This is a genomic window from Pseudomonas mucoides, from assembly GCF_015461845.1.
Taxonomy (GTDB): Bacteria; Pseudomonadota; Gammaproteobacteria; order Pseudomonadales; family Pseudomonadaceae; genus Aquipseudomonas; species Aquipseudomonas mucoides.
Genome location: NZ_JACOPW010000004.1, coordinates 45,488 through 64,274 on the forward strand (window position 1 = coordinate 45,488; position 18,787 = coordinate 64,274).

The following is an 18,787-nucleotide window of genomic DNA, read 5'->3' on the forward strand; positions in this document are numbered from 1 at the left end:
GAGCTGACTCCCACCTTTGATCTTAGTCACCCTTAACCGAGTTGCGCGGCTACCGATTCCGGGATGTCCGCGTTGGAATAGACGTTCTGCACATCATCCAGGTCTTCAAGCATGTCGATCAGCTTGAGCACCTTCTCGGCGCCTTCCAGGTCCAGTTCGGCGCTGGTGGTCGGCAACATGACGATTTCAGCGTCGTCGCCTTTGAACCCGGCCGCTTCCAGCGCATTGCGCACGGAATAGAACCCGGCGAACGAGGTGAACACATCAATGGAACCGTCTTCGTGGGTGACCACGTCATCGGCGTCGGCTTCCATCGCCGCTTCGATCAGCGCGTCTTCATCAACGCCTGGCGCGAAGGAAATCTGCCCTTTACGCTCGAACAGATAAGCCACGGAACCGTCGGTGCCGAGGTTGCCGCCACATTTGCTGAACGCGTGGCGGACTGCCGCTGCGGTGCGATTACGGTTATCGGTCATGCACTCGACCATCACCGCCACGCCACCCGGGCCGTAGCCTTCGTAACTCAGCTCGACCATGTCGTCGGTGTCGGCAGCGCCGGCACCGCGCGCAACGGCGCGGTCAATGATGTCGCGACTCATGTTCGCGCCAAGGGCCTTGTCCAGCGCCAGACGCAGGCGCGGGTTGGAGCCCGGATCACCGCCACCCTGTCGGGCAGCAACGGTCAGTTCACGAATCCACTTGGTGAAAATCTTGCCCTTCTTGGCATCCTGACGTTCTTTGCGGTGCTTGATGTTCGCCCACTTGGAATGACCCGCCATAACTCGCTCCGAATTCTCTTTGAAACATTGCCCGCCACACTCAGTGTCGGCCAGCAACCAAAAAATCTCGACTTAAAGAAAAGGCGCACCCAAAAGGATGCGCCTTTGCGGTCAGCCTTACTCAGCCTTTGGCGTTTCGCGCAGACGAATGTGCAGTTCGCGCAATGCCTTGGCATCCACCTGACCCGGTGCCTGAGTCATGACGTCCGCCGCGCTCTGGGTTTTCGGGAAGGCAATTACTTCACGGATCGACTGGGCGCCAGTCATCAGCATCACCAGACGGTCCAGACCGAAGGCCAGGCCACCGTGTGGCGGCGCGCCGTACTTCAGGGCGTCGAGCAGGAAGCCGAACTTCTCTTCCTGTTCCGCTTCGTTGATGCCCAGCAGGCGGAATACGGTCTGCTGCATTTCCTTGCGGTGGATACGGATCGAACCGCCACCCAACTCGGTGCCGTTCAGCACCATGTCGTAGGCACGGGACAGAGCGGTCGCCGGGTTGGCTTCCAGTTCTTCCGGAGTGCACTTCGGCGCGGTGAACGGGTGGTGCAAGGCGGTGAAGCTGCCGTCGTCGTTCTCTTCGAACATCGGGAAATCGACGACCCACATGGGTGCCCACTTGCAGGTCAGCAGGTTCAAATCGTTACCGACCTTGATCCGCAGCGCGCCCAGGGCTTCGCTGACGATCTTGGCTTTGTCGGCACCGAAGAACACGATGTCGCCGTCAACCGCGCCAACGCGATCGAGGATCACATTGAGGTTGGCTTCAGGGATGTTCTTGACGATCGGCGATTGCAGACCTTCAACGCCTTTGGCGCGCTCGTTGACCTTGATGTACGCCAGGCCCTTGGCACCGTAGATACCGACGAACTTGGTGTAGTCGTCGATCTGCTTGCGCGGCATGCTCGCAGCGCCAGGAACGCGCAACGCGGCAATGCGGCATTTCGGGTCGTTGGCCGGGCCGCTGAACACCTTGAAGTCGACTTCTTTCAGTTGATCTTCAACGTCAACCAGTTCCAGCGGGTTACGCAGGTCCGGCTTGTCGGAACCGTAACGACGCATGGCTTCTGCGAAGGTCATGTGCGGGAAGTCGCCGAATTCCAGGTCCAGCACTTCCTTGAACAGGTTGCGGATCATTTTTTCGGTGATGCCCATGATCTCGTTTTCATCGAGGAAGCTGGTCTCGATGTCGATCTGGGTGAATTCCGGCTGGCGATCAGCCCGCAAGTCTTCGTCGCGGAAGCACTTGGCGATCTGGTAGTAACGGTCGAAGCCAGCCACCATCAGCAGTTGCTTGAACAGCTGTGGCGATTGCGGCAAGGCGAAGAACGAACCGGCGTGAGTACGGCTCGGCACCAGGTAGTCGCGAGCACCTTCAGGGGTCGCGCGGGTCAGGATCGGCGTCTCGACGTCAAGGAAGCCGTTCTCGTCCAGGAAACGACGGATGCTGGTGGTCATGCGCGAACGCAGACGCAGCTTCTCGGCCATTTCCGGACGACGCAGGTCAAGGAAGCGATAGCGCAGACGGGTTTCTTCGCCGACATCGGAGAACTCGTTCAGCGGGAACGGCGGGGTTTCCGACTCGTTCAGCACTTCCAGTTCGTAGCCGAGGACTTCGATCATGCCCGACGCCATGTTGGCGTTGGTAGCACCGGCCGGACGCAGGCGAACCTTGCCGGTGATCTTCACGACGTACTCGCTGCGCACGCGATCGGCGGCAGCGAAGGATTCAGCGCGGTCCGGGTCGAACACCACCTGGGCCAGACCGTCACGATCACGGATATCGAGGAAAATCACCCCACCGTGGTCACGGCGACGGTGAACCCAACCGCAAAGAGTAATTTCCTGGCCTTCCAGGCTTTCGTTCAGTTGGCCGCAATAATGGCTGCGCATCATGGTAGTGGTTTCACTTCTCGTAATTCGAAATTCGGTTGGAGTCCTGCCCATCCTGCCCTTGTTAAAGGTGCCTGATGGTGCAAGCGCTCTCACGTGTCGTTCAACTCAGGCCCTAGACCCTAGTCAGCTTTGTCGCCGCCGGCCAGGTTCTTCTTCGAGCCGGTCTTGAAATCGGTTTCGTACCAGCCGGTGCCGCTGAGGCGGAAACCTGGCATGGACAGCATCTTTTTCAGCTCTGGCGCCTGGCAGGCAGGGCAGTCGACCAGCGGTGCTACGCTGATCTTTTGAATGGCTTCCAACTGATGACCACAGGAAGCACATTGATAGTCGTACATCGGCATGGGGGTTGTCTCGGCGATCAGATTGCTACCGCGCACGCTGGGTTTTGCGGCAAAGAGCGGGATTATATCCATTAAATGCAGCCTGTGCAGCCGTAAGACTGCACAGACTGACACTCAGTCCATTACGCCGCTCTGCGACTAAGGTGTCGCAACGCAGCCCCCTTCCTTCAAGCTGCGCACGACGCAGACAACCCGCACCAGCCCGGTGAAGTTCTTGACCCCGCCGTGACGCAAATGCACTTCGCGGTCCACATGGGACAACAGCGCACTGACCGAACAGCAATTGACCCTGGCCATATCGCCCAAAATATCCCAATAGACCTGCTCAAGCCGCAAGCAGGTCGCAAAACCATTCAAACGCACAGAGCGGGATAAAGGCCGGGCCAATCCCATATCAAATTCACTGACGAACGGATCAACCCTGATCTCCCTCCCCTCGCCTGGCCTGTCTTCGTAAACCATATCGCTGACACTCCTTTGTCATTCCTTGCCTTCTATCAAGAGCTACATCTGTTGTGTTGCCTTATAAAAGCGCAGGCGCAAAGGGATATCCAGATGACTTTATGACCATCGACGTAGGATAAGCCAACAGTTGACAGGGGATCATGGAGCCCGTCCTAGGCCGGCCATTTTCCTACATGATCAAGCGCGATTTACCACGCGCAAAAGAGACTCTAAGAAGCAAAACGGCAAAGGGTCGGCGGCGGGCACGGCGACCTCGTCCTTAATAGAAGAAAGCCGCGCACAACAAACCTGCCAACACCCCACCGCCCCGAATGACGCACCGACCTGCGACAAATCAACCTCCCAGGCACCGCCGGACTGCCTGATTTGAGTAGCTGCAGGCTTTGCTGTTAAATAGACAGTGTGTCGCGACCGCCTATTTTTCGGGGGCTGCGCATAGGCTGATACCGAATACGTGCCCAACGCCTCTTATTGTTCCGAAGCGAACCGTATTCCATCAGCTCTTCCTCGTGATCCGTCTTAACGTGAGTTAATCAAAATGTTGAAAATCGTCCACCTGCTAACGGGCGCAGCGGCCCTGCTGCTGTCCTTCATCCCCAGCCTGCGAGCTGAAGCGGTCCCTTACCTGCAACAACCCGATGCACTGTACCTGGCCTTTTTCGGCCTGCTGAACCTCACCCTTGCTCCTGTTATCCCTTACTGGAACAAAGGCCCTCGTCACCAACTGCAAAACCTGGTCAGCGTTCTGCTGGTACTGGCCGTCCTCCTGCAAATCCTGACATTGCTCGCGCCGATGCCCGTCATCGCCGGTCAACCTGCCGTCCTGTTCAGCCTGGTCGCAGCCATGGCCGCCGTGTTACTGCACCTGGGCGTCAGCTTCTACAAATCGTCACCAGCCGCCGCCTCGCCAAGCTATGACATGAGCAACCGCGATACCGGCACCGTCAAGTGGTTCAACACCTCCAAAGGCTTCGGCTTTATTTCCCGCGATTCCGGCGATGATATTTTCGTGCATTTCCGCGCTATTCGTGGCGAGGGTCACCGCGTTCTGGTCGAAGGCCAGCGCGTGGAATTCTCTGTGATGAACCGTGACAAAGGCCTGCAAGCCGAAGATGTGATCGCCGCACTGCCGCGTCGCTGATTCAAAGGCTAAAAAAAACCGCGAACAGCCAGGCTGTTCGCGGTTTTTTATTGGCTGCTTCTTTATCAAAAAAGTCAGTAATGCGGCGGCGGTGCTTCTTCTTCGAAGGTTTCGAACTGCCCGGCCATTTCTTCCTGGCGCTTGAGCAGTGCTGCCATTTGCAGCTGCAGGCGTTCAACGGCTCGCTGCTGCGTCGCCAGCACATCACTCAATGACTGGATGGTGTCATCCTGAAACGCCAACTGACTCTCCAGATCGGTAACGCGATCTTCCAGGCTCATGATTCAACCCTCCAGAAACGTAAAGTCTTCGGCTAACACCAAACGCAGCCGCTCGCGAATCGCAGCGATCTGGCCTGCATCATAGGGTTTGGCCGGCACCTTGCCCCAGACCGGCGCAGGCCAGGCGGCGTCTTCGCGTTTGCGCACGATCACATGCATGTGCAACTGGCTGACGACATTACCCAGCGCCGCAATATTCAGCTTGTCAGCGTCGAACGCATCCTTGAGCGTTTCCGCCAGCGCGGTTGTCTCCTGCCAGAGCTGTTGCTGCTCGGCGACACCCAACTGAAATATCTCGCTGATATCGTCGCGACGAGGCACCAGGATGAACCAGGGGTAATTCGAGTCATTGGACAACAGCAACCGGCAGAGCGGGAAATCCCCGATCGGTAGCGTGTCTTGTTGAAGCCGTGGATCTAAAGCGAACACTGTGCGCACTCCCGCCTGGTTCTCATTTTTCAGCTTAGCGCCCCTCCCGAGGGACGGCGCGCCAAGCGACAGGACGGCAGCATACCTGCGAACGGGTCTCTCTTCACGGCCAGACACGCGCCCCGCCATGAGACATTTTTTGCCAGAACGCACCATTACAGGACCAACGCTCCGGCCAAAACCGCCGAAATGACTGATTAACAACGATGTGTTCGATTCAGACAAATAACAACACTGGATGAATTCAGCACAGTGATTCAAATTTTTTGCACCAAAAGCGCACAGCTCGTCTACGCTGAGTCGGTCAGCATCCGCCATCTACTCACTTTTGGGGTGAACCGGTAACGTTTTTGGTTGTCACGGCACCGAGCCGGAGGCTGGAACACGATGCAAACCTGGCGTCAAGCCCGAACAAAACGTGCTTGAAACGCCCGGTTTTATGAGGTTTTTACAGGTATAGACAAGCAGGCAGAAAAAAACAGCAACAAAATTCTGTTTTGTGCACGCTTGTTGCATTCACACCCACATCGCCTTGGATGTCTCTGCTGGAAGTGGGGGCCTCAAGGCAAATAAAAACAGCGGCAGGGTTGCCCGATGGAGATTCAGACGTTTCACCAAGGACTCTTTTTACCGATGTTCAAGCCCCGGAAAACAACGTTAAAGTTGCCGGTCCTCTTGCATTGAGGCTGTAAATTTGCGACATCTACCAAGCTGTTTGCGACAGGGTCGTAAAGAAGCTGAAAGGTTAGATACGCAAGTATCGCCAACATGGTCGGCGTGATATAAGTTTGCGCCGACACAAAAAGAAAGAGCCGCCCAGATAATAAAACAGGTGGGACGGCAGTACTCTTCTAAAACCAAAGGAGCAAATCACGATGCGCGTGATGAAGTGGAGCATGATCGCACTGGCAGTTGCAGCAGCAGCCAGTACTCAGTTGGCAGTAGCCGCACCTTTCGTAAGCGACCAGGCAGAAGCCAAAGGTTTTGTTGAAGACGCGAAGGCCGACATTCTGGTTCGTAACTACTACTACAACCGTAACAAGAAAGACGGCGCTACCGACGACAAAGACTGGACCCAGGGCATTCAGGGCAACTTCAGCTCTGGCTACACCCAAGGCCTGATCGGCGTTGGCGTTGAAGCTTGGGGCCAACTGGCCATCAAGCTGGACGGTTCCGACAAATACGCAGGTTCGGGCAACATGTCCGTGGACGGCGATGGCGAAGTCAACAACAGCCAAGGCAAAGCCGGCGCTGCTGCCAAGTTCCGCATCTCCAAGACCGAGCTGAAAATCGGCGACATGCAGCCAAGCACTGCTCCAGTGTTCGCTGTTGGTGGTTCCCGTATCCTTCACCAAACTGCTACCGGCATCCAACTGCAGAGCAGCGAAGTCAAAGACCTTGACCTCGAAGGCGGCCACTTCACTTCGGCAACCAGCCAGGACAGCAACGCCCGTGACGGCGACCTGTGGGCTACTTACGCTGGCGTGAAAGCCAACTCCATCGACTACTTCGGTGGCAAATACGGCATCAACGACAACCTGAGCTTCTCGCTCTACGGTGCCAAGCTCGAAGACGTCTGGAACCAGTACTACGCGAACGCGAACTATACCCTCCCGCTGGGTGGCGATGAGTCGTTGAACTTCGACGCCAACTACTACAACACCAAGGACACCGGTAACGCTAAAGCAGGCGAAATCAGCAACAACGCCTACTCCCTGGCGGCTGCTTTCTCGTTCCTGAAAGCGCACACCCTGACCCTGGGCTTCCAGAAAGTGAACGGCGATACCCCGTTCGACTACGTCGGTGTGGGTAAAAACAACCGCGGTGGCGACTCGATCTTCCTCGCCAACTCCATCCAGTACTCTGACTTCAACGCCCCTGGCGAGAAGTCGGTACAAGCCCGTTACGACCTGAAAATGGCCGAATACGGCGTACCTGGTCTGAGCTTCATGACCCGTTACGTGAAAGGTTGGGACATCGACGGCACCAACACTCCAGCAGGCAGCGCTTACGCTGGTCTGTACGGTGCAGACGGCAAACACCACGAAGTCAACGTAGAAGCCAAATACGTTATTCAATCCGGTCCGGCTAAAGATCTGTCGTTCCGCATCCGTCAAGCATGGCACACCGCCAACGCAGACGAAGGCGAAGGCGATATCTCTGAGTTCCGCCTGATCACCGACTACCCACTCAACATTCTGTAATTGCAGAACGTTAGTTTGCGGTAATCAAAAAAAGGCCCATCTTCGGATGGGCCTTTTTCGTTGGCTATCAATTAAGCGTTAAAACGATCAAATCCGTGAGAAACATGCCTGACCAAAGAGTCAGACATGATCAAAAAACAATCACTGCACCGCAGATTCCTGAACCACGCGAATAACCCGCTGTGGAAACGGAATATCAATACCGGCATTTTTCAAGCGATCACGGGACTGTTCGTTGAACATGAACATCACCTCCCAGTAATCCGCCGTCTTTACCCAGACCCGAAGCGAAAGAGTGATCGAACTGTCACCCAAAGTAGACACCACTGCCTGAGGTGCCGGATCTGCCAACACACGCGGATCTTTGGCCAACTCCAGCAGTACTTCACGAGCCTTCTGCAAGTCCGCTTCGTAATCCACCCCTACGTCGAACACTACTTTGCGGGTGGGTTGACGGTTGGTATTGGTAATGATGCCGTTCGACAAGTTGCCGTTAGGCACGATGATGGTTTTGTTGTCACCGGTGCGCAGTACGGTGTGGAAGATCTGAATACTGTCGACAGTACCGGCAACCCCTTGGGCTTCAATCCAGTCACCGATTCGAAACGGGCGGAACAACAGAATCAACACACCGCCGGCGAAGTTGGCCAGACTGCCTTGCAAGGCCAGACCAATGGCCAGACCCGCCGCACCGATCGCCGCGACGAACGAGGTGGTTTCCACACCGATCATCGACGCTACGCTGACAATCAGCAAAACCTTGAGAATGATGTTCGCCAGGCTGCTGATAAAACCTTGCAGCGCCAGGTCGGCGTTACGCAGGGCCAGCAGGCCACCGAGCTTTTGCGTCACTTTGTTGATCAGCCACCAACCGATGGCCAGGGTGATCACTGCCAGCAACACGCGGCTGCCGTACTCCATGATCATTGGAATCCAGGCTTGGGATGCCTTGACCAGGTTGTCCACTTCAGTATTCAAATCCATCTAATTTCTCCTGATTTCCGGCTATCCGGCACGCGAAAAAAATAAACGGCAGAACGACCAAACCCAGGGGACTTAATCATTTCTGCCGTTGGTTGGGCCTCGGACGCCGAAAACGCCGAGAGGTTCCCAAGTTGAAGGTCAGTCGCGGAAGTTGTTGAACTGCAGCGGCATATCGAACGTTTTGGCGCGCAAGGCCGCGATGGCTTCCTGCAAATCGTCACGTTTCTTGCCGGTAATGCGCACTTGCTCGCCCTGAATAGCGGCCTGAACCTTGAGCTTGGCGTCTTTGACGTGAGCGACGATTTTCTTCGCCAGTTCCTTGTCGATACCTTCCTTGAGGACCGCTTCCTGCTTCATCAGCTTGCCCGATGCGTAGGCGTCCTTGACTTCAAGGCACTGCACGTCGATTTTGCGCTTGACCAGGGCCAGCTTGAGGATCTCGATCATCGCTTCGAGCTGGAAGTCGGCCTCGGCGGTCAGGTTGACGGTCAGGTCCTTTTCCTTGAACTCGAAGGTGCCCTTGCCCTTCAGGTCATAACGGCGATCGAGTTCCTTGACGGCGTTTTCGACCGCGTTGGTGACTTCGTGTTTGTCCAGTTCGGATACCACGTCGAACGACGGCATGTAATCTCTCCAATAAAAAGGCGCGCTCGATTGCAATGGCGCGCGCTTGGCTTGCGGTTAAAATCGGGCTCATTATAACGGGTCTTTTCCAACCGATACTGCGAGCCTCACATGCCTGCCTCAAACCGAGCAAAAAGCTGATGTCGACTACTTGGCATGTATTGGGCGCCGGCAGCCTCGGCACGTTGTGGGCCACACGTCTGGCGCGGGCCGATTTGCCGGTCAGGCTGATCGTTCGGGATGCGCAGCGCTTGCAGGCATATCAAGCCGCAGGCGGTTTGACGCTGGTCGAGCACGGCGTAGCCAATACCTATGATATCCCCGGCGAAACACCGGACAGCCGCGAACCGATCAGCCGCCTGTTGGTGGCCTGCAAGGCTTACGACGCCGAGAAAGCCGTCGCACAACTGGCGCCACGCCTGACACCCGACGCCGAGCTGATCCTGCTGCAGAACGGCCTCGGCAGTCAGGACGCCGTGGCGGCGCAGGTGCCGCAAGCCCGTTGCGTGAGTGCATCGAGTACCGAAGGCGCGTTTCGCGATGGCGACTGGCGTGTGGTGTTCGCGGGCCACGGTTACACCTGGCTGGGGGATGCAGGCCATCCGGTTGCGCCGATCTGGCTGGATGACTTGGTGGCTGCCGGAATCCCCCATGAATGGAGCACCGACATCCTCACGCGGCTGTGGCGAAAACTGGCGCTTAACTGTGCGATCAACCCCCTGACAGTCCTTCATAACTGCCGTAATGGCGGGTTGCAGGCGCATCAGTGCGAAGTCGCGACCCTCTGCGGTGAATTGACCGAGTTGCTGGAACGGTGTGGTCAGCCCGCTGCGGCAGAAAACCTGCAACAGGAAGTCGAGCGCGTCATCCAGGCCACGGCGGCCAACTACTCCTCGATGTACCAGGACGTCGCGAATCAGCGCCGCACCGAAATCACCTACCTGCTGGGCCATGTGTGCAAAGTGGCCGAGCGTCATCAACTGAACCTGCCCCACCTGCATCAATTACAGCAGCGGCTGATCGGCCATCTGCACAGCCTTGGATTGCCCAGCGACTGAGCAGCGGCTACGCTGGCCACGTGTTCCATTTAAGCGACGAACCTGATGCCATTGCGCCAGCGCCTTGAAAACCTTCCCGTCGGCCAGAAGCTGCTGGCCGCCCTGCTGGTGCTGTTGATCACCATCCTGCTGGTTGCCAACCTGACCTTCATCAGCGCGGCGTATTACATCTCCCAGGAAAGCATGGCGCCCCAAGCCTTGCAGACCATTGGCCGACTGGTGTCGAACCCGAGCCTGGTGGCCGACGCCCTGAAGACGCCACAAAACGCCGAACGCCTGCTCAACGAACTCAACAGTTACTCGCCGCTGCGTGCAGCCGCCATTTATGACGGCAAGGGCGAACGGCTGGCCCAGTTGCAGCATGGCGACAAACTCAGCCTGCCGGGGCGCTATCAGCACATAGAGGCTTGGCAAGCGACCGAGTTTCGCAGCAATCAACTGATCACCCTGCCCCGCCCCGGCACTGAGCCTGGTCATTTGTTGCTGGTGGCCAGCAGTGAGCTGCCAATGGCGTTCTACACCGGCACCCTGACTGCCAGCCTGGGCATTCTGATCTTCAGCGTGTTGTTGTGGCTGGTGATTGCCCGGCAAATCAAACGGCTGATTACCCGCCCCATCCATGAGCTCGAAGAGCTGTCCCGGCAGGTGACCCGCGAAGAGAACTACGCGCTGCGAGCCTCCCGTGGCAACCACGACGAAATCGGCAGCCTCGCCGAGGCGTTCAACACCATGCTCTCGCGGATCGAAGCCCGTGAGCAGCAACTCAAACGTGCCCGGGACGACTCCCAGGCCGCTTACGACCAGGCCCAGGGCCTGGCCGAAGAAACGCGCCATACCAATCGCAAGCTGGAACTCGAAGTCCAGGTGCGCAGCAAGATCGAGAAAAAGCTCACCGGTTTCCAGAACTACCTCAACAGCATCATCGACTCCATGCCGTCGGCGCTGATCGCCCTCGACGAACAGCTCTACGTGACCCAGTGGAATCAGGAGGCCAGCGCCCTGTCCGGCACGCGTCTGGACGAAGCGCTGAACCAGCCGATCTTCCTCGCCTTCGAACCGTTGAAGCCGTTTCTGCCGCAGCTCAAGCAAACCGTCGAGCAGCACACCGTGGCCAAGATCGAGCGGGTAACGTGGTTCAAGGACGATGAGCCCAAGCATTACGCCCTGACCTTTTACCCGCTGATGGGCGGTGCCGGGCGCGGCGTGGTGATCCGGATCGATGACATCACTCAGCGCCTGTCGCTGGAAGAAATGATGGTGCAGTCGGAGAAAATGCTCTCGGTCGGTGGCCTCGCCGCCGGCATGGCCCACGAAATCAATAACCCGTTGGGCGCGATCCTGCACAACGTGCAGAACATTCGCCGACGCCTGTCACCTGACCTGCCGAAGAACCTGGAGCAGGCCGAGCACATTGGCATCGAGCTGGAAACGGTCAACCGGTACCTGCAAGCGCGCGAAGTCCCGCAACTGCTCGACGGCATTCAGCAAGCCGGCGCCCGGGCGGCGAAGATTGTGACGCACATGCTCAGCTTCAGCCGTCGCAGCACCCGGCAAATGGCCCCGTGCGACCTGCCGGCGCTGATCGATCAAGCGGTGGAAATCGCCGGTAACGACTTCGACCTGGCGATTGGTTTCGACTTCAAGGGCCAGGCAATCATTCGCCAGTTCGATCCGGCCCTCGGCCCGGTGCCCGGCACGGCCAACGAATTGGAGCAGGTGCTGCTCAACCTGTTGAAAAACGCGGCTCAGGCCATTCACCAGCGTGAAGATGACCGCGAACCGGGACGGATCATTCTGCGCACCAAACTGAATCCGCCCTGGGCGGAAATCCAGGTGGAGGACAACGGCATCGGCATGAGCGAAAACGTGCGCAAACGCACGTTCGAGCCGTTCTTCACCACCAAGGAAATCGGCCAGGGCACGGGGTTGGGCCTGTCGGTTTCCTATTTCATCATCACCAACAATCACAAGGGCCAGATGGAAGTGCAATCGACGCCGGGCCAAGGCACCTGTTTCACCTTGCGCCTGCCCTTGGCGGGCACGCCAGTCATCTCTCAAGAACTCAATCAGCTATCGAGGTAACCCATGGGCTTTCGCTTGTCGAAAATTTACACCCGCACTGGCGACAAAGGCGAAACCGGGCTTGGCGATGGTCGCCGGGTGCCCAAGGATCACCCGCGGATCGAGGCCATTGGCGAAGTCGACTCGCTGAACAGCCAGGTCGGTGTGCTGTTGGCCGGGTTGGCCGCAGAACGCATCACATATCCGGGGTTGAACGAGGTGATCGAGGTGTTGGCGCCTTGCCAGCACCGCTTGTTCGACTTGGGTGGCGAGCTGGCGATGCCGGAGTATCAGGCGTTGGACGCGGCGGAGATCGAACGCCTGGAAGCGGCGATTGATCACTGGAATGAAGAGTTGGGACCGCTGGAGAATTTCATACTGCCCGGCGGTTCAGCGTTGATCGCTCAGGCGCATGTGTGCAGGTGCCTGGCGCGCACTGCGGAACGGCGGTGCCAGCAGTTGAATGCGATTGAACCGTTGGCCGGGGTTGGGTTGGCGTATATCAATCGGTTGTCGGATGTGTTGTTTGTGGTGGCGCGGGTGATTGCCAAGCGGCAGGGGGTTGCGGAGATTTTGTGGCAGGCGGCGGTGAAACCTCAGGTTTAACCGGCGCCTGCTCGCGATGGGGGTGGCAGCTACTCCAAAGAATCCGGCCAGAACGCCCGAATCCCCGCCACGCCCTGAGCCCCGGCTTCCCAGGCTTGTTGCCGCTCTGCCGGGCCAACACCGCCCAACAGGAACACTGGCTTGCTGAAGCCCGTCATCAACGCCGAAGCCTGATCCCAACCCAACGGCTGCGCATCCGGATGAGTCTGGGTCTTCTGCACCGGCGAGAGGGTCACAAAGTCCACGCCCATTTGCTCGGCCAACGCCAGTTCTTCAGCGTTATGACACGACGCCGCCAACCAGCGCGACGCCGGCAGTGGTCGCCCGGCCGCTGCGTATTTACGCAACTGGGCGGAGGTGATGTGCCAACCGGCGGACGGGAAATCACCAAGCCATTCGAACGGCCCCTTGATCATCAGTTGCGCCTTGCCCGCACACAGCCCGGCTGCGTCCACCGCCAGGTCGCGGTACTTTGGATCGTAGCCGTTGGGCGCCCGTAGCTGGATCAACTTGATCCCACCGGCGATGGCTTTCTGAATGCCGCGCAGCAAGGCCGGGGTTTCCAGATCTTCGGGGGTAATCAGATACTCCGCGGGCAAGCGTGCAGCCGCGACGATCGGCTGGTTGGCCGCCGGGAACTCGTAGTTCAGCAGGTCGCGTGGTGACACCCATTCCAACGGCTGACCTTCGGCGCCGTGGGGTTCGCCGGTAAAAGCCGAGACCTCCCAGACATCCAGTAACACGTGCTTGTCCGGGTAGTCGTGATGAACTTTGATCAGCGGTCGCGCGGCGCTGACCACAATGCCCAGCTCTTCCTGAAGCTCACGACTCAGTGCGGTTTCGACGGACTCGTCGCCCTCGACCTTGCCACCGGGAAACTCCCACAAACCGCCCTGGTGCTGAGTGTCGGCACGGCGTGCGATAAGGATCTTGCCGCTGTTATCACGGATAACGGCAGCGGCTACATGAACTCGTTTCACTGCCCGACCTCCTCCAGACCTGCCTTCTGCCAGGCCTTGAACGCCGGCCATTGGTAGATGGCTTCGACATAGGCTTCGTCCGCTGCCGGCAATTTCACCTGATAGGTGCGCAGGCGTACGGCAATCGGGGCGAAGAACGCATCGGCCAGGGTTGCGCCGCCGAACAGGAACGGACCAATGTCAGTCGCCACCGTTCGGCATTCCGCCCACAACGCCAGCATGCGCTGGATATCGGCCTGAACATCATCAGGCGTCGGCGACAGCGGCGCATTGCGGCTCAGGTCGAACGGCATGTTGCCGCGCATGGCAAAGAACCCCGCGTGCATCTGCGCACAAGCCGAACGCGCCTGGGCTCGGGCGGCGGTATCTTTTGGCCAGAGACTGGCATTGGGGAACTGCTCGGCCAGGTACTCGGCAATCGCCAGGGAATCGGCGATGGTGCCGTGTTCGGTTTTCAGCAGCGGGACTTTGCCGGTCGGCGAATGCTTGAGCAGGCGTTCGCGGGTGTCGGGTTGACCCAGTTTGATCAATTCTTCGGTGTAGGCCGCGCCGGTCAGCTCGAGGGCCAGTGCGCCGCGCAGGGACCAGGAGGAAAGCAGTTTGTCGCCGATGATCAGGTGGAGGCTCATGTTCGGGACCTTTTTTGATGAGGGGTACAGACCGGAATCTTCGGTGTCTGGCCGTCCGTCATCGCGGGCAAGCCTGCCCCCACAGTGAACGCGTTGAACACAACCTTTGTGTACGCCACTGAACCTGTGGGAGCGGGCTTGCCCGCGATGGGGGTGAATCGATCTTAAGTACGGTACTCGGCGTTGATCTTCACGTATTCGTGGGACAAGTCGGTGGTCCAGATGGTTTCGCTGCAATCGCCGCGACCCAGTTCGATACGGATGGTGATCTCTTCCTGCTGCATCACTGCAGCGCCCTGGGCTTCAGTGTAAGTCGCGGCACGCGCACCACGGCTGGCAATGCACACGTCGCCGAGGAACACGTCGATCTTGCTCACGTCCAGGTTCGGCACGCCGGCACGGCCAACGGCAGCCAGGATGCGGCCCCAGTTCGGGTCGGAAGCGAACAACGCCGTCTTGATCAGCGGCGAGTGCGCCACGGTGTAGCCGACGTCCAGGCATTCCTGGTGATTGCCGCCGCCGTTGACTTCAACGGTGACAAACTTGGTCGCGCCTTCGCCGTCGCGAACGATGGCCTGGGCCACGTCCATGCACACTTCGAATACAGCCTGCTTCAACTTGGCGAACAACTCGCCTTCGGCACGGGTGATTTCCGGCAGTGCAGCCTGACCGGTGGCGATCAACATGCAGCAGTCGTTGGTCGACGTGTCGCCGTCGATGGTGATGCGGTTGAACGACTTGTTGGCACCGTCCAACAACAGGTTTTGCAGCACATCGCGGGAGACTTTGGCGTCGGTGGCGATGTAGCCGAGCATGGTCGCCATGTTCGGACGGATCATGCCCGCGCCTTTGCTGATGCCGGTGACGGTGATGGTCACGCCGTCATGCTGGAACTGGCGGCTCGCCCCCTTGGGCAGGGTGTCGGTGGTCATGATGCCGGTGGCGGCCGCTTCCCAGTTGTGGATCGACAGGTCGTCAAGGGCTGCTTGCAGCGCGCCTTCGATTTTCTCGACCGGCAGCGGCTCGCCAATCACACCGGTGGAGTAAGGCAGCACCAGGCTGGCATCGACGCCCGTCAGCTCAGCCAGTTTGGCGCAAGTGCGCTCGGCGGCGGCCAGGCCAGGTTCGCCAGTGCCGGCGTTGGCATTGCCGGTGTTGGTCAACAGGTAACGCACCGGGCCTTGCACGCGTTGCTTGGCCAGGATCACCGGGGCGGCGCAAAAGGCGTTCAGGGTGAAAACGCCCGCGACGGTGGAACCTTCGGCGCAGCGCATGACCACAACATCCTTGCGCCCCGGGCGCTTGATGCCGGCCGAGGCGATACCGAGTTCAAAACCGGCAACCGGGTGCAACGTTGGCAAAGGACCAAGACCAACAGCCATGAATGCGCTCCTCAAAAAATGTAGTCATCACCGTCATGCGATGAACGGCGGTATTAAATGGCAAAACGCCGCGACGGCTGATGCCGGTCGCGGCGCGGGTATTTCAGCGTTTGAAACGGGTTTTACTGAATCTGCCCGTGGCAATGCTTGAATTTCTTGCCCGAACCGCAGTAGCACAGTTCGTTGCGGCCCAGCTTCTGCTCGTTACGAACCGGTGCTGCGGCGAGGGCGACATCAATATCTTCCCCCAGCGGTTCCACTTGCTCGAGACCCGGTGCTTCTTCGTGATGGAACTGCAAGCGTGCGGCCAGTGCTTCGGCTTCCTGACGCAGGCGTTGCTCTTCGGCTTCCGGATCTTCGCGGCGAACCTGAACGTGCGACAGCACACGGATCGAGTCGCGCTTGATCGAATCCAGCAGCTCGGAGAACAGCGTGAACGACTCGCGCTTGTACTCTTGCTTCGGGTTCTTCTGGGCATAGCCACGCAAGTGGATGCCATGACGCAGGTGGTCCATGGTCGACAGGTGGTCTTTCCACAGGTCGTCGAGCACGCGCAGTACGATTTGTTTCTCGAAGCTGCGCAGCGCTTCGGCACCCGCCTGGTCTTCTTTCTCGTTGTACGCCGCGATCAGCTCTTGCATCAGCTTCTCGCGCAGGGTTTCTTCGTACAGGTGATCGTCTTCGTCGAGCCATTGCTGGATCGGCAGCGCCACACCGAAGTCGCTCTGCAACGCAGCCTCCAGACCGGCCACGTCCCACTGCTCAGGCAGCGATTGCGGTGGAATGTGCGCGCTGACGGTAGAGTTGAGCACGTCCTGACGGAAATCAGCGATGGTTTCGCCAATGTTGTCGGCGGCCAGCAACGTGTTACGCATGTGATAAATCACTTTACGCTGTTCGTTGTTGACGTCGTCGAACTCGAGCAGTTGCTTACGAATATCGAAGTTACGGCCTTCAACCTTGCGCTGAGCCTTTTCGATGGCGTTGGTCACCATACGGTGCTCGATCGCCTCGCCTGGCTGCATGCCCAGGGCCTTCATGAAGTTCTTCACTCGGTCAGAGGCGAAGATGCGCATCAGACTGTCTTCCAGCGACAGGTAGAAGCGGCTGGAACCGGCGTCGCCCTGACGACCGGCACGACCACGCAACTGGTTGTCGATACGGCGCGATTCGTGACGCTCGGAAGCAATGACCTGCAAGCCGCCCGATTCGAGCACTTGCTGGTGACGCTTCTGCCAGTCGGCCTTGATCTGGGCAATCTGCTCCGGAGTAGGATCTTCCAGGGACGCCACTTCCACTTCCCAGTTACCGCCCAACAGGATGTCGGTACCACGACCGGCCATGTTGGTGGCGATGGTCAGTGCGCCTGGGCGACCGGCCTGGGCAATGATCTCGGCTTCCTTTTCGTGGAACTTGGCGTTCAGAACCTTGTGTTCGATGCCTTGTTCCACCAGCAGGCGGGACATGTGTTCGGAGGTTTCGATGGTCGCGGTACCCACCAGCACCGGACGGCCCGCCGCCATGCTTTCCTTGATGTCCGCCACGATGGCCGTGTATTTCTCGTCGGCCGTCAGGAACACCAGGTCGTTGTAGTCCTTACGGGCCAACGGCTTGTTCGGCGGAATGACCATGACCTGCAGGCCATAGATCTGATGGAACTCGAACGCCTCGGTGTCAGCCGTACCGGTCATGCCGGACAGCTTGTTGTACAGGCGGAAGTAGTTCTGGAACGTGGTCGATGCCAGGGTCTGGCTTTCGGCCTGGATGTTCAGGTTTTCCTTGGCTTCGATGGCCTGGTGCAGGCCTTCGGACAAACGACGGCCCGGCATGGTACGACCGGTGTGTTCGTCGACCAGGACAACCTGACCGTCCTGCACGATGTACTCGACGTTGCGGTGGAACAGTTTGTGCGCGCGCAGACCGGCATAAACGTGGGTCAGCAGGCCCAGGTTGTGGGCCGAGTACAGGCTCTCGCCTTCAGCCAGCAGGCCGAGGGAGGTCAGCGATTCTTCTACGAATTGATGGCCCGCTTCGTTGAGTTCAACCTGACGGGTCTTCTCATCGACGGTGTAGTGGCCGGCCTTGGTGACTTCGCCTTCAACTTCTTCGACGTGCAATTCCAGGCGCGGGATCAGTTTGTTGATCTCGATGTACAGCTTGGAGCTGTCCTCGGCCTGACCGGAAATGATCAGTGGAGTACGGGCTTCGTCGATGAGGATGGAGTCGACTTCGTCGATCACGGCAAAATTGAGTTCGCGCTGGAATTTTTCTTCCATGCTGAACGCCATGTTGTCGCGCAGGTAATCGAAACCGAATTCGTTGTTGGTGCCGTAGGTAATGTCAGCGGCGTAAGCCAGACGTTTCTCTTCCGGTGGCTGGAACGGCGTGACCACGCCGACCGTCAGGCCGAGGAATTCGTAGAGCGGACGCATCCAGTTGGCGTCACGACGGGCCAGGTAGTCGTTCACTGTCACAACGTGCACGCCCTTGCCGGACAGCGCGTTGAGGTAAACGCCCAGTGTTGCCACCAGGGTCTTGCCTTCACCGGTACGCATTTCCGCGATCATGCCTTCATGCAAGGTCATGCCGCCGATCAGCTGGACATCGAAGTGGCGCATACCCATGACACGCTTGCCGGCTTCGCGGGCGACCGCAAAGGCTTCTGGCAACAGCTTGTCGAGGGATTCCCCTTTGGCGATGCGGGCCTTGAACTCGTCTGTCTTGGCACGCAATTGATCGTCCGAAAGGGCCACCATTTGCTCTTCGAAGGCATTGACGAATTGCACCGTCTTGAGCATGCGTTTGACTTCACGCTCGTTCTTGCTTCCAAAAAGTTTCTTTAACAAAGGCGCAAACATATCGGCAGGATCTTCCACACTAAAGGGATGGAGGGCGGCCCCGTGAGTCGCCCGTGCAGCCCTCATGGCCGC

At 58.5% G+C, this 18,787-nt stretch carries 18 protein-coding genes; 6 read left to right on the forward strand and 12 right to left on the reverse strand.

Translation table 11 applies throughout. From position 1 onward, the window contains the following. Nucleotides 1-32: 32 nt before the first annotated feature. The 4 genes from H8F22_RS19030 to H8F22_RS19045 form a co-directional block, all read right to left on the reverse strand. On the reverse strand, nucleotides 33-779 hold the full coding sequence (locus tag H8F22_RS19030; RefSeq protein WP_027922936.1) for a YebC/PmpR family DNA-binding transcriptional regulator: 747 nt from the start codon (nucleotides 777-779) through the stop codon (nucleotides 33-35). Between the two features lie 117 nt (nucleotides 780-896). Continuing rightward, complete coding sequence (aspS, locus tag H8F22_RS19035; RefSeq protein ID WP_027922935.1) at nucleotides 897-2,672, reverse strand: aspartate--tRNA ligase; 1,776 nt, start codon at nucleotides 2,670-2,672, stop codon at nucleotides 897-899. Between the two features lie 119 nt (nucleotides 2,673-2,791). Next, the gene (locus H8F22_RS19040) at nucleotides 2,792-3,013 is read right to left on the reverse strand and encodes an FmdB family zinc ribbon protein (protein WP_194940631.1); all 222 of its coding nucleotides are present in this window, start codon (nucleotides 3,011-3,013) and stop codon (nucleotides 2,792-2,794) included. 138 nt (nucleotides 3,014-3,151) lie between these two features. Beyond that, complete coding sequence (locus tag H8F22_RS19045; RefSeq protein ID WP_027922934.1) at nucleotides 3,152-3,475, reverse strand: ribbon-helix-helix domain-containing protein; 324 nt, start codon at nucleotides 3,473-3,475, stop codon at nucleotides 3,152-3,154. A gap of 541 nt (nucleotides 3,476-4,016) precedes the next feature. Here H8F22_RS19045 and H8F22_RS32975 point away from each other — a divergent pair. Then, nucleotides 4,017-4,619 (forward strand): cold-shock protein, encoded by a 603-nt coding sequence (locus H8F22_RS32975; RefSeq protein ID WP_027922933.1) that lies wholly within the window; start codon nucleotides 4,017-4,019, stop codon nucleotides 4,617-4,619. Nucleotides 4,620-4,693: 74 nt separating this feature from the next. On the opposite strand, the gene H8F22_RS19055 is transcribed toward H8F22_RS32975, so the two are convergent. Both H8F22_RS19055 and H8F22_RS19060 read right to left on the reverse strand, forming a co-directional pair. Continuing rightward, nucleotides 4,694-4,900 carry a SlyX family protein gene (locus tag H8F22_RS19055; RefSeq protein WP_010457497.1) on the reverse strand — a complete coding sequence of 69 codons (207 nt, stop codon included), beginning with the start codon at nucleotides 4,898-4,900 and terminating at the stop codon, nucleotides 4,694-4,696. Nucleotides 4,901-4,903: 3 nt separating this feature from the next. Further along, nucleotides 4,904-5,329, reverse strand: coding sequence for an HIT family protein (locus tag H8F22_RS19060; protein ID WP_027922932.1), 426 nt, complete (start codon nucleotides 5,327-5,329; stop codon nucleotides 4,904-4,906). Nucleotides 5,330-6,204: 875 nt separating this feature from the next. Between H8F22_RS19060 and H8F22_RS19065 the strand changes: the two genes are divergently transcribed. Further along, nucleotides 6,205-7,533 (forward strand): OprD family porin, encoded by a 1,329-nt coding sequence (locus H8F22_RS19065; protein WP_027922931.1) that lies wholly within the window; start codon nucleotides 6,205-6,207, stop codon nucleotides 7,531-7,533. 141 nt (nucleotides 7,534-7,674) lie between these two features. Here the strand turns inward: H8F22_RS19065 and H8F22_RS19070 are convergent, their stop codons facing one another. After that, a complete protein-coding gene (locus H8F22_RS19070; protein WP_027922930.1) occupies nucleotides 7,675-8,517 on the reverse strand; it encodes a mechanosensitive ion channel family protein in 843 nt (280 codons plus the stop codon). Nucleotides 8,518-8,655: 138 nt separating this feature from the next. Further along, entirely contained in the window at nucleotides 8,656-9,141 is a 486-nt protein-coding gene (locus H8F22_RS19075; RefSeq protein ID WP_007906601.1) for a YajQ family cyclic di-GMP-binding protein, read from the reverse strand. A gap of 140 nt (nucleotides 9,142-9,281) precedes the next feature. Here H8F22_RS19075 and H8F22_RS19080 point away from each other — a divergent pair, with 140 nt between their 5' ends. The 3 genes from H8F22_RS19080 to H8F22_RS19090 are packed head-to-tail and all read left to right on the forward strand — an operon-like array spanning nucleotide 9,282 to nucleotide 12,866. Next, on the forward strand, nucleotides 9,282-10,199 hold the full coding sequence (locus H8F22_RS19080) for a putative 2-dehydropantoate 2-reductase (protein ID WP_027922929.1): 918 nt from the start codon (nucleotides 9,282-9,284) through the stop codon (nucleotides 10,197-10,199). Nucleotides 10,200-10,244: 45 nt separating this feature from the next. Beyond that, nucleotides 10,245-12,281 carry an ATP-binding protein gene (locus H8F22_RS19085; RefSeq protein ID WP_027922928.1) on the forward strand — a complete coding sequence of 679 codons (2,037 nt, stop codon included), beginning with the start codon at nucleotides 10,245-10,247 and terminating at the stop codon, nucleotides 12,279-12,281. 3 nt (nucleotides 12,282-12,284) lie between these two features. Continuing rightward, the gene (locus tag H8F22_RS19090; RefSeq protein ID WP_027922927.1) at nucleotides 12,285-12,866 is read left to right on the forward strand and encodes a cob(I)yrinic acid a,c-diamide adenosyltransferase; all 582 of its coding nucleotides are present in this window, start codon (nucleotides 12,285-12,287) and stop codon (nucleotides 12,864-12,866) included. A gap of 29 nt (nucleotides 12,867-12,895) precedes the next feature. Here H8F22_RS19090 and H8F22_RS19095 read toward each other — a convergent pair whose 3' ends face one another. The 3 genes from H8F22_RS19095 to argJ form a co-directional block, all read right to left on the reverse strand. Further along, on the reverse strand, nucleotides 12,896-13,846 hold the full coding sequence (locus H8F22_RS19095; protein WP_027922926.1) for a Nudix family hydrolase: 951 nt from the start codon (nucleotides 13,844-13,846) through the stop codon (nucleotides 12,896-12,898). After that, nucleotides 13,843-14,475 (reverse strand): glutathione S-transferase family protein, encoded by a 633-nt coding sequence (locus H8F22_RS19100; RefSeq protein ID WP_027922925.1) that lies wholly within the window; start codon nucleotides 14,473-14,475, stop codon nucleotides 13,843-13,845. The genes H8F22_RS19095 and H8F22_RS19100 overlap by 4 nt, the downstream gene beginning before the upstream one ends. 164 nt (nucleotides 14,476-14,639) lie before the next feature. Next, nucleotides 14,640-15,857, reverse strand: a complete 1,218-nt coding sequence (gene argJ, locus H8F22_RS19105) for a bifunctional glutamate N-acetyltransferase/amino-acid acetyltransferase ArgJ (protein WP_027922924.1) — start codon at nucleotides 15,855-15,857, stop codon at nucleotides 14,640-14,642. On the opposite strand from argJ, the gene H8F22_RS19110 reads away from it, so the two are divergent. Continuing rightward, nucleotides 15,856-16,008 carry a hypothetical protein gene (locus H8F22_RS19110; RefSeq protein ID WP_155953712.1) on the forward strand — a complete coding sequence of 51 codons (153 nt, stop codon included), beginning with the start codon at nucleotides 15,856-15,858 and terminating at the stop codon, nucleotides 16,006-16,008. The genes argJ and H8F22_RS19110 overlap by 2 nt on opposite strands. Here the strand turns inward: H8F22_RS19110 and secA are convergent. Then, nucleotides 15,980-18,715, reverse strand: coding sequence for a preprotein translocase subunit SecA (gene secA, locus H8F22_RS19115; protein ID WP_027922923.1), 2,736 nt, complete (start codon nucleotides 18,713-18,715; stop codon nucleotides 15,980-15,982). The two genes, H8F22_RS19110 and secA, sit on opposite strands and share 29 nt — an antisense overlap. Nucleotides 18,716-18,787 lie beyond the last annotated feature (72 nt).

Bases quoted from the DNA above. Each gene is read 5' to 3' on its own strand.
- H8F22_RS19030 (WP_027922936.1), bottom strand. From the start codon at position 779: ATGGCGGGTCATTCCAAGTGGGCGAACATCAAGCACCGCAAAGAACGT.
- aspS (WP_027922935.1), bottom strand. From the start codon at position 2,672: ATGATGCGCAGCCATTATTGCGGCCAACTGAACGAAAGCCTGGAAGGC.
- H8F22_RS19040 (WP_194940631.1), bottom strand. From the start codon at position 3,013: ATGCCGATGTACGACTATCAATGTGCTTCCTGTGGTCATCAGTTGGAA.
- H8F22_RS19045 (WP_027922934.1), bottom strand. From the start codon at position 3,475: ATGGTTTACGAAGACAGGCCAGGCGAGGGGAGGGAGATCAGGGTTGAT.
- H8F22_RS32975 (WP_027922933.1), top strand. From the start codon at position 4,017: ATGTTGAAAATCGTCCACCTGCTAACGGGCGCAGCGGCCCTGCTGCTG.
- H8F22_RS19055 (WP_010457497.1), bottom strand. From the start codon at position 4,900: ATGAGCCTGGAAGATCGCGTTACCGATCTGGAGAGTCAGTTGGCGTTT.
- H8F22_RS19065 (WP_027922931.1), top strand. From the start codon at position 6,205: ATGCGCGTGATGAAGTGGAGCATGATCGCACTGGCAGTTGCAGCAGCA.
- H8F22_RS19070 (WP_027922930.1), bottom strand. From the start codon at position 8,517: ATGGATTTGAATACTGAAGTGGACAACCTGGTCAAGGCATCCCAAGCC.
- H8F22_RS19075 (WP_007906601.1), bottom strand. From the start codon at position 9,141: ATGCCGTCGTTCGACGTGGTATCCGAACTGGACAAACACGAAGTCACC.
- H8F22_RS19080 (WP_027922929.1), top strand. From the start codon at position 9,282: ATGTCGACTACTTGGCATGTATTGGGCGCCGGCAGCCTCGGCACGTTG.
- H8F22_RS19085 (WP_027922928.1), top strand. From the start codon at position 10,245: ATGCCATTGCGCCAGCGCCTTGAAAACCTTCCCGTCGGCCAGAAGCTG.
- H8F22_RS19090 (WP_027922927.1), top strand. From the start codon at position 12,285: ATGGGCTTTCGCTTGTCGAAAATTTACACCCGCACTGGCGACAAAGGC.
- H8F22_RS19100 (WP_027922925.1), bottom strand. From the start codon at position 14,475: ATGAGCCTCCACCTGATCATCGGCGACAAACTGCTTTCCTCCTGGTCC.
- H8F22_RS19110 (WP_155953712.1), top strand. From the start codon at position 15,856: ATGAATGCGCTCCTCAAAAAATGTAGTCATCACCGTCATGCGATGAAC.
- argJ (WP_027922924.1), bottom strand. From the start codon at position 15,857: ATGGCTGTTGGTCTTGGTCCTTTGCCAACGTTGCACCCGGTTGCCGGT.
- secA (WP_027922923.1), bottom strand. From the start codon at position 18,715: ATGTTTGCGCCTTTGTTAAAGAAACTTTTTGGAAGCAAGAACGAGCGT.